This window comes from Limosilactobacillus kribbianus (genome assembly GCF_026413145.1).
GTDB classification, from domain to species: Bacteria; Bacillota; Bacilli; order Lactobacillales; family Lactobacillaceae; genus Limosilactobacillus; species Limosilactobacillus kribbianus.
Window position 1 is genome coordinate 23996 of record NZ_JAOVYZ010000022.1, and the last position, 7082, is coordinate 31077.

Below are 7082 nucleotides of genomic sequence, written 5' to 3' on the forward strand. Positions count from 1 at the left end.
GCACAGTGCCAGCTCTTTTATTTTAAGTTTTTTATTGTAATTGCAACAAAAAGTGATAAGATAATGAACGAGGAGAGATTTTTACCATGATCGATATTTTAAGGGAAGTCGGGATGATCGAGCGCGCATTGGATTCAATGTCGAATATTGAGTTTAAGCAGATTGGCTTAGCGCGGGGACAGTACCTCTACGTTGTGCGCATTTACGAGCATCCGGGCATCATCTCCGAGCAACTGTCGAACTTGATAAAGGTTGATCGCACCACCATTGCCCGCGCCGTTAAAAAATTGGCGGACAAGGGCTTCATTGAGCGGCGCAGCGATCCTGAAAATAAGAAGATCAAGCGCCTGTATGTCACCCAGAAGGGCAAGGATATTTATCCCTTCATCATCCGCGAAAATCAGCATTCGAACGCGGTGGCATTGCGTGGCTTTAGCGATGAAGAAGCACAGCAGGTCCATGACTACCTGGTCCGAATTCGCCACAACATTGATGGCGACTGGGACCTGGTTAAGCATGGTGGTAAACGAAAGTACTAGGAGGTTTTTTATTATGATGGATAAAGTAGTCGTTGATCCCAGCTTTTTTGAACTGTTCCCGGACGGCCAGGTGAACATCCTGTACGCAAGCGGAATTGATAACCACGACACCGACCAGAATCTGGACGACCGTCGCAAATTGTTAGCAAATGCAACGAAGGAGGCCGGCCAGTTTCTGACCAACGAGACTTTCCGGCTGAACCCGGTCATTGACCAGTGGCGGAAGGCTTACCAGCAGTTCAAGAAGAAGAAGGGAGCTCGGGCCTCGGTCGAAGCCCTGCTGAAGCGTGCCAACCAGGGCCACAAGTTTGAACCAATTGACCCGATGGTGGACGTTTATAACAGTATTTCCCTGTCTTACGGGGTGCCGGTCGGCATGGAAGATCGGGACAAGATCCAGGGAACGATGCACCTGGGTAAGGTCGAGGGCGGTCAGGCCTTTCGTCCGGTCGGTGCCGACAAAGATGAGCCAACCCTCCCCGGCGAGGTTTGCTGGTATGATGACGAAGGTGCCGTTTGCCGGTGCCTAAACTGGCGTGATGCCCAGCGGACGATGCTGACGGAAGATTCAACCAAGGTCGTTGCCGTCATCGAGTCCGTGAACAAGGAACAGATTCCGCACGCCAACGAAGCGATGGACGAGCTGAGCAAACTGATCACTAAATACTTTGGCGTTGAAACGACGCCGGTTTACCACCTGACGAAGGACGCGCCCGAAGCCGTGGTTCCAGAAGAACTGCGCTAAGCTTCTAGAAGGGGGGGCGGCACGATGCGCAATGACGTGATTTATGACCATGCCAAGATTTCCTGGATCCTGGACCAATGTAAGATCCTTCATCTGGGGTTGACCAACGAGCGTGGTAACTATGTGGTGCCGGTTCATTACGGCTATCAGGAAGGCGTTGATGGTCAATATACGATCTACATTCACGGCACCGGGGACGGTGAAAAGGCTGCGGCCCTCGATCGTGGCAAGTTGATTGGCCTGGAAGCAGACGGTGGTCATCAGAACCTGATTTATACGCCACCGCGGGCCAGCGCGTTTGGCCCCTCCTTCATGTCGGTGATCGGCAATGGGATTCCCCGCCGCCTGACCGCTCCGCAGGAAAAGCTGGTTGCGGCTCGGGTACTCTTGCACCACTACGTCAACGAACTGCCGGTTGCCATTTCGCAGACCGACCTGCAGCATGTTGCTATCTGGGCGATTGAAGTGCAAAACATTACCGGGCGAATCCACAATCCGATGCCGGAATGGTCCACGGCGCTGGGATTGCCAGTCAAGCAGCGTTACGGCAAGCACTACGAACACGGGGCCGTGGTTAAGGATGACTCGGCAAAGCTGGATTTAGATCAGTTCGGTGCCCCGGATGCGACCACCAGCGCTTCACAACAAGACTGAACATAAAAGCTGCGCGAGAATGTTCAAATTTCTCGCACAGCTTTTTGTTTTTATTCCATTTTCGCAAGACGGCGACGCCCAATATCCTCGGCGACCAGCTTATAGATGGCGGCGAAGAGTGGCACCGTCAGCATCATTCCGAGGATCCCAGAAATACCCCCACCGACGATGACGGCGGCGAAGACCCAGACGCTCGGCAGGCCGATGCTCTTGCCGACCACCAGGGGATAGGTGATCCGGTTGTCGGATTGCTGAAGGACGATGATGAAGATCAAGAAAATCAGCGACTTGACGGGGGAAACGGCGAAGATCAGGACGACTCCGATCCCGGCCCCCAGGATGGCGCCGACGATCGGAATCAGGGCGCCAAAGAAGGTGACAACGCCGATCATGGAGGCGTACGGCATCCGCAGCACCTGCATCCCCACGAAGCAGGCGACCCCTAGGATGGCGGCGTCTTTGCACTGGCCAACGATGTAGCTGCTGTAGCTTTCGTCAAAGGTTTTTACAATGTGCATGAAGGGCCGCTTGATCTTACCAAAGTAGGTATCCATGACTTGATAGAACTGGCGAGCCAACTTTTCCTTATAGATCAGCAGGTAGATCGAGAAGAAGATTGCGATGACGGCTTTGGTGGTCGTCGTGACAACCGAAGAGGCGGTCGCCACGATTTTCTTCATCGTGCCCCCGACCCCAAAGCCGAGCAGCTTGCTGGTCTTTTGCCAATCCAAGTGCTCAAGGTCAAGGTGCTTCCAGACGTTCTTAAAGAGACCATTCTGCTGGACGAAGCTGACGATCTTGTTGACCGACTGGCTATGACTGGAGAAAAGTAGGCGGATGCAGCTGACCAATTCGGGGATGACCAGCCGGATTACCAGGGCGACGATCACAATGATCGACAGGTAGGAAAAAACAATTCCAAAGACCCGCTTGAAGCGCCGGGCACGGGGCTGGGGAAAGATCCGTAGGTAAAGGTGTTCGTACTGGCGCAGGAGGAGGTTGACGATGTAGGCAATCACGCAGCCGATTACCAAGGGCATGGCGGCGGAACAAATGGTCTGGATAAATTTGGCGACCGTCTTCCAATAGGTAATTGCTAGGTAAAGCAAAAAGAGAGCCAGGATCAGTGAGAGATGGCGCCGGTCGATGTGCAGGTTCATTGGCTACCCCCTTTTGGACTGGAGCTGGTCAAACACCCGGGTCAGGTAGGCGTGACTGGCCAACTGTTCGCGGCAATTGGTCTGATCGTGGAGGTTAATCTCGTAGATGCTAGTGGCATTTGGGTTGAGCAGGGGCAAGACAGCGTTCCAGTTGATCTTACCAGTGCCGAGCTGCAGGCTATCGTGGGTCTGGCCCAGTGAGTCGACGAGGTGGTAGTGGACGACGGCCGGAGCCAGGTGGCGGAGCGATTTCTGCAAACCGGCATTGTCACCGTGGAGTTCGATGAAGCAGTGTGAGGTGTCAAAGGCCAGTCGGTAGTGATGGGCCAGGATTTCATCTTCCTGGTCGGGATGACCATAGGCAAAGACTGGGGCGATGGAGTTTTCAAACATAATCTGCTCGCCCCCTTCATCGGCAAAACGATCAAGGCGGTCGTAAACGGCTTGCCGGGCCGCATGGACGTTTGGGTAGAGGTCCACCATGTGTTCAACCTCGGGCCCCGAGTAGCCCCCGTGGACAAGAATCTGCACGTGGAGATCATGACCCAGGCGAATCAACTGCTCGGTTGTGTTCTCAATGAAGCGGTACAGGTCCGGGTAGTCCTTTTCCGGGGCAACGACGTCGGAATGGTGCCCGTGAAACTTCATCGGGTGGTGAAGAACGATGTGCTGAATGCCTTGCGATTGCACGTACTGGACGGCATCGTAGAGGTGCCGATAGCCGTCGGGCGTGAAGTCGTTCGCAGCGGTGAAAAATTCGTAGACGACGGGATCGTGCTGCAAACGGTCGTCGATCTGGACGCGATCGCTACTGCCCTTTAGACCAAGCATTGGCTGATACATAATGAAGATCTCCTTTAATCCTTAATTATGTCTATCATAGCAGACTTTATTCGGAATAGAAAAAGACGGTTACCGTGGCAACCGTCTTTTAACATTGGGCTTAATTAAAGGTTCTTGTCAATGACGAAAGTTAGCTTCGAAAGGTCCAGACCGTGCATGATCAGCTTAGCCATTAAGCTCTTGGTCCGCTTGGCCATTTCGGCAACCATCTTGTGGGTTTCCGCGCTCAGGAACGCACTGGCCTGACTAGCATCCATGCCCTCGACTTGCGGTGCAACCTGGTTGACCCACCGGTAGAAGTATTCCCGGGCGTCCTTTAAGTAGTCAAGGTCTTCTTGGGCGAATTCGGCGTGGTGGGATTCGACGATCATTGAGAGGGCCCGGTACATCCAGTAGGCGCTCTTCAGATCCATGTCGAGTTCCTTTGGCGTCTCCCGGTAGGAAACATCGATGTCGTCGGCATTGCCGAAGAATGGGACGTACGGCGTAAAGGTTGGGATCCCGAAGCTCATCCACATGATCGTAGAGGCCGCTTCCGGCAGGTCATTGCGGACTTGCAGAACGTGGGAGTTCTGGGTCCGGTTCAAAGAGATTGGCCGGAAGAGGTGCTTTTGTTCCTCGGTACCGTGGCCCAGCGGATCGTATGGCGTACCTTGGTAGTGGCTGCTGAGGATCTGCTCAACATCTTCCAGAGTGATCTTGTGATCGGTCCGCATGATGAATGGCAGGTCGAAGTCGAGTGGGTCCTGTTCGATGCTTGGGTTCAGCACCTTGTGACCGTACCATTGCCGTGGCGTGTTGTAGTGTTGGTCGAATACATTGGCTGTCCCAAAGATGTGGCGGAAGTCCCAGCCATGCTTGTCGGGGTTGAGGTGGTTGCTCTCGACAAATTCTTGAATCCCATCGGACCACATAAAGTTGTCGGTGTCATCGAAGTCGACTTGTTGGATGGCAATCCGGTTTCCGGTAACGGCGTAGGCATCGTCCGGAATCCGCTCGGCAACCCAGTGGTGACCGGTGACGATTTCCATGTACCAGACATCATTCTTATCGGAGAAGATCACCCCGTTACCTTCGGCGGAACCATACTTCTTGACCAGTTGGCCCAGATAGGCAACCCCGTCCCTGGCGCTGTCGATGAATGGCAGGGTGGCGGCAACGATCAGGTCCTCATTGATCCCACTCTCCGTGTTTAGCGGATCACAGGCCAGGGCGCGTTCGTTGGCGTAGACACTTTCCGTGGCGGACATGCCGACGTTCTTCTCGTTGAAGCCGCTCTCGTCGTAGACCCCTTCAGTCTCGTAGTTGACGTTCGGCGTTCCCTGGTAGCGGTAGCCATCAGCAGGACGGTCGATGACGCACTTGTTGAGGTAGGCTTTCACCTGGTTGGGGTGATTGTGGTAGGCCGGATAGGTGACGAAGCGCTGGGGGTCTAATGGCCCAAAGGTATCGTCGTTCCGGGCAGCCATGGTTGAACCATCAATGGTGGCTTCTTTCCCGGCCAGAACGGTCGTGCAGGCAGATAGGTTTTTCTTCAATTTGTTCAAGACCTTTCTAAAGTTCAATGTTACTTTTCTATTTTATAACCGCGGCAGATGGTGGGTCAATTACCCCTCTTTTTGTTCCAAGTCGGCAAATTTGGCGTGCACTAATTGGGCTAGATCTTCGGCATTGACCTTGACCGAGCGGCCGATCTTGCCGGAGGAAACGTAGATCTCACCCTGCTCTCGGGCGACGCTGTCGATGAAGATCGGGTAGTGGTGCTTTTCGTAAATCCCGACCGGGGTATTGGCGCCGTGGACGTAACCGGTTGTTTTCAACAGGTTCTTTAACGGGACCATGTCGACCTTCTTATTGCCGGACACTTTGGCAAGCTTTTTTTCGTCGAGGTGATTGTCGATTGGAATAACGCCGACCAGGGGCCCGGTGACATTGCCGGAGAGGACCAGGGTCTTATAGATATGGTGCTCGTCGATGTCGAGATGATCGACCGTCATTGTCCGCACGTCGCCATCCTGGTGGGTTGGGAATTCGAATTGCTGGTAGGACACCTTGTTCTTGTCGAGGATCTGTTCGACCTGGGTCTTCTTTAATTTGCTCTTCTTATTTTTCTTACTCAATTTTTTGCATCCTTTCTTTAAAAGCACTGGAACGGACCAATTTTTGCTGCCAAGGTACCAATTTTTGATAGGTCTGTTATACTAGAAGTTGAAAGTAATTAGAGAGTAAATTGGCCCAAGGAGCTGAATTACATGGCAGACTTAGTATATCGCTCTGTGATGCGTGATATAAAACAAAAAATTCTCAAAGATGAATATCCGGGGATGCGACTCCCGGATGAGCGGACCCTCAGCGAGACATATGGGGTGAGCCGTAGTTCCGTCAAGCGGGCCCTAGGTGTTTTGGCACAGCAGGGGATCATCTTCAAAAAGCGAGGGTCGGGGACCTTTATTAACCCGCTCTATCTCAAGAACCAGTCGCTCTTCCACTACGAAGGTAACAATCTGGGGGTCACGGATAGCTTCCAGCTTGATGGCAAAAAGCAAAGCATTAAGCTGTTAGACTATCAGGTGGTGCCCGCCAGCGCGGATATTCAAGAGGAACTCTTCCTCAATGATAACGATTTTGTCTATCAAATCAAACGGTTGCGGTTGATTGACCAGCAGCCTTTCATGATTGAAACGGGCTTTATCCCGATTAAAATCGTGCCGACCCTCTCGCCGACGATCGTGGACAACTCGATCTTCAACTATTTGGAGGAGAGTAAGGGCAAGCGGGTTACCAAGTCCTTCATGACGATTAGCGTTGCTCCGTCGGACCAGCAAGACCAAGAGCTCTTGAAACTGCAGCCGACCGAACCGGTGGGTATCATGGGTGGGGTCTTTTTCTTAGATGATGGCACGCCCTTTGAAGTTTCCAACATGCGGATTCACTACCGTTATATGAAGTACAGCACCTTTGTAAACCTGGATCAGGAAAAGTAGTGGGTGGGGAAAGCCGTTTACTAAGCTATAGTATATGGCAGATTGTAAAATTTAAGTTGAACATTTAAGTGGACAGAAAAACCCATCAAGGTCTTTAATGGTGTTACCGTACAATCCATTAGAAAGAAGGACCTTGATGAGCACCACTATTTTATCA

8 protein-coding genes are annotated in these 7082 nt (G+C 52.5%); 4 read left to right on the plus strand and 4 right to left on the minus strand.

Going from position 1 to position 7082, the window contains the following annotated elements:
- Nucleotides 1-86 precede the first annotated feature (86 nt).
- From OCT58_RS06065 to OCT58_RS06075, 3 genes are read left to right on the plus strand one after another with little or no spacing between them, the layout of a single operon-like run.
- Nucleotides 87-539, plus strand: a complete 453-nt coding sequence (locus OCT58_RS06065; protein WP_267201988.1) for a MarR family winged helix-turn-helix transcriptional regulator — start codon at nt 87-89, stop codon at nt 537-539.
- 16 nt (nt 540-555) lie between these two features.
- Nucleotides 556-1284 carry a B3/B4 domain-containing protein gene (locus OCT58_RS06070; protein ID WP_267201995.1) on the plus strand — a complete coding sequence of 243 codons (729 nt, stop codon included), beginning with the start codon at nt 556-558 and terminating at the stop codon, nt 1282-1284.
- Between the two features lie 24 nt (nt 1285-1308).
- A complete protein-coding gene (locus tag OCT58_RS06075; RefSeq protein ID WP_267201989.1) occupies nt 1309-1938 on the plus strand; it encodes a pyridoxamine 5'-phosphate oxidase family protein in 630 nt (209 codons plus the stop codon).
- 50 nt (nt 1939-1988) lie between these two features.
- On the opposite strand, the gene OCT58_RS06080 is transcribed toward OCT58_RS06075, so the two are convergent.
- The 4 genes from OCT58_RS06080 to ybaK form a co-directional block, all read right to left on the minus strand.
- A complete protein-coding gene (locus OCT58_RS06080) occupies nt 1989-3098 on the minus strand; it encodes an AI-2E family transporter (RefSeq protein ID WP_267201990.1) in 1110 nt (369 codons plus the stop codon).
- 3 nt (nt 3099-3101) lie between these two features.
- The gene (locus OCT58_RS06085) at nt 3102-3941 is read right to left on the minus strand and encodes a TIM barrel protein (RefSeq protein WP_267201991.1); all 840 of its coding nucleotides are present in this window, start codon (nt 3939-3941) and stop codon (nt 3102-3104) included.
- Nucleotides 3942-4045: 104 nt separating this feature from the next.
- Entirely contained in the window at nt 4046-5479 is a 1434-nt protein-coding gene (locus OCT58_RS06090; protein WP_267201992.1) for a C69 family dipeptidase, read from the minus strand.
- Nucleotides 5480-5548: 69 nt separating this feature from the next.
- On the minus strand, nt 5549-6061 hold the full coding sequence (ybaK, locus tag OCT58_RS06095; protein WP_267201993.1) for a Cys-tRNA(Pro) deacylase: 513 nt from the start codon (nt 6059-6061) through the stop codon (nt 5549-5551).
- Between the two features lie 132 nt (nt 6062-6193).
- On the opposite strand from ybaK, the gene OCT58_RS06100 reads away from it, so the two are divergent.
- Nucleotides 6194-6925 carry a GntR family transcriptional regulator gene (locus tag OCT58_RS06100; protein WP_267201994.1) on the plus strand — a complete coding sequence of 244 codons (732 nt, stop codon included), beginning with the start codon at nt 6194-6196 and terminating at the stop codon, nt 6923-6925.
- Nucleotides 6926-7082: the final 157 nt, after the last annotated feature.